Annotated in this window: 3 protein-coding genes and 1 pseudogene; 2 read left to right on the top strand and 2 right to left on the bottom strand. The window is 48.2% G+C overall.

The features are described from left to right. Window positions 1-586: 586 nt before the first annotated feature. Window positions 587-745: a hypothetical protein gene (locus tag F6K49_RS44565; RefSeq protein ID WP_293108382.1), complete on the bottom strand. Its 159-nt coding sequence runs from the start codon at window positions 743-745 to the stop codon at window positions 587-589. Here F6K49_RS44565 and F6K49_RS44560 point away from each other — a divergent pair. Together F6K49_RS44560 and F6K49_RS44555 are read left to right on the top strand one after the other, a co-directional pair. Further along, entirely contained in the window at window positions 738-884 is a 147-nt protein-coding gene (locus F6K49_RS44560; RefSeq protein WP_293108379.1) for a hypothetical protein, read from the top strand. The genes F6K49_RS44565 and F6K49_RS44560 overlap by 8 nt on opposite strands. Before the next feature lie 111 nt (window positions 885-995). Beyond that, window positions 996-1,352, top strand: a pseudogene (locus F6K49_RS44555) (Uma2 family endonuclease); the annotation flags it as partial. A gap of 282 nt (window positions 1,353-1,634) precedes the next feature. Here the strand turns inward: F6K49_RS44555 and F6K49_RS44550 are convergent. Continuing rightward, window positions 1,635-1,939 (bottom strand): S1 RNA-binding domain-containing protein (locus F6K49_RS44550; protein WP_293108376.1); only part of this gene is annotated, 305 nt, incomplete at its 5' end.

Genomic DNA, 1,939 nt, shown 5'->3' with positions numbered 1-1,939 from the left:
AAGATCAGTCATTGGTGTTGAACTTGAGCTATAAGACCTAGATAACAGGGTTTCTTGATGAATGCTTCCCCCACCTGCGTTCTCGTGGTGGGGGTGTCCGTCTTAATTACAAGGTTTTATCCCTCGCGACAGGCGGCATTCTCGCGCCTGCTGCCAGGACTTTTGCTGGACTATTCCCCCAAGTCGTTGTCTTGATGCAATAGCGAGTGGGGGAAACCCCCAAGACCGCGCTGCATCGCTTCCGCTATGGGGCTTGTATTATAAACTTTTACCTAGAGTCTGACGTATATAAACCGACTACAAAGGATTTACAGGTCTGTTTTCCCTGGCGTTGAGAGGTCGTGCCTCTAGGTTGCTCAGAATCTTGTTCTGTCCTTTGCCGTACCGCTCAAGCTAAATTAACTATAACACAATTTGCCGTTCTCAGACCCCCACCTGCGTTCTCGTGGTGGGGGAATGCGTCACTCATCTTGTTCAATTGAGGCCAAAAGGGACTGGACTAAACGCCAGCGTACGCTTATTGGTAATTGCAATGCTTGGTTTGGCAATTCTTGCCATGTCATTGGCTTTCTTCCTCAAGAACTTCCTATTCTAATTGTAGAGTATCAGCCAGTTGGAGTGATGTGATCCCTGCCTCGCACATCGCCAGGTAAAGGGCAGCTTTTAAGGCAGTCTCAATTGGCACTGGCACTAAATAGTCTCCGCCTGCCACCGGATGAGGGATTGGGGATGTCGAGTTGGTCATCAATTCTCGAGTGCGTTCGCTTTTAGCGGAAGCTGAGGCCTTTGGCCACGCTTTGCGAACGCTTCATCGCGTAGCGGCTCAATGGGCGCGCATCCCTTGTTCTCGATTCCTGTATGATGGTGCTATAGGAGAGACGTGACCACTATAGGGTACCGTGTAGGAATTGTGAGAATTTTTGATGCCATATTCGCTACTCCCTTTTCCCTACTCCCAGATCCGCTGTTCCCAGATCCGCTGTTCCCTTTGCTATATGACTCCTTTGGCATTAAATTTAGACACCATTGAGCTGACAGACGAACAGTTCTATCAGCTATGTCAGAATAATCGCGAGTTACAGTTTGAACGAACTGCCAAAGGAGAATTAATCATCATGCCACCTGTTGGCGGTGAGAGCGGGAATCGAGAAGCAGATTTAATTATCGATGTGGGAATTTGGAATCGGCAAACTGGTCTCGGTTATACTTTCAGTTCCTCCACTGTATTTAAGTTGCCCAATGGCGCAAATCGTTCTCCTGATTGCGCTTGGATTCAAAGGGAACCTTGGGAAGCCCTTACCCCTGAACAAAGACGCAAGTTTCCCCCCATTGTACCGGATTTTGTGATTGATCGTGATAAATCTCTGGGAGTTCATCCCTGAGCCAGATCTAGAGATTCCCTTGGGGAAATGCTGCTAGGGCTACCCGACGAGTAAGCTTCAGGAACACTGGCACCGATGGGCTTGACATCAAGCATTTCTCTTTCTCCTTTTAGCTCCCAACTCTTACCATATCGTCAATGCTTTTACTCATTTTTTTGTTAAGCAATATTTCGCCAGCAGCATCCGGGGTGGGCTGTCCCAACCTTGGCTACCAAGAAAATCAGAGCCCCCCTAACGCACCCTACGCAACATTTAGCGCGATCGCATGGATAAACTAACGCGCTTCAGTTTTTCATTCACTTCCATTACCCGCACCTTGACCACCTGTCCCACTTTGACTATCTGTTTGGGATCCTCTACAAACCGGTCAGCTAGTTGGGAGATGTGAACTAATCCATCTTGATGAACCCCGATATCTACGAAGGCTCCGAAGTTTACCACATTGGTGACAATTCCTTCTAATTCCATTCCAGGACTTAGGTCTTTGAGCTCATTTACTCCTTCTTTGAAGGTGGCGTACTTAAACTCAGCCCTGGGGTCTCGTCCTGGCTTTTCCA

Source organism: Moorena sp. SIO3I6, assembly GCF_010672095.1.
Note: the sequence above shows the minus strand (reverse complement) of the source record. Positions and strands in the feature narration are given on the sequence as shown.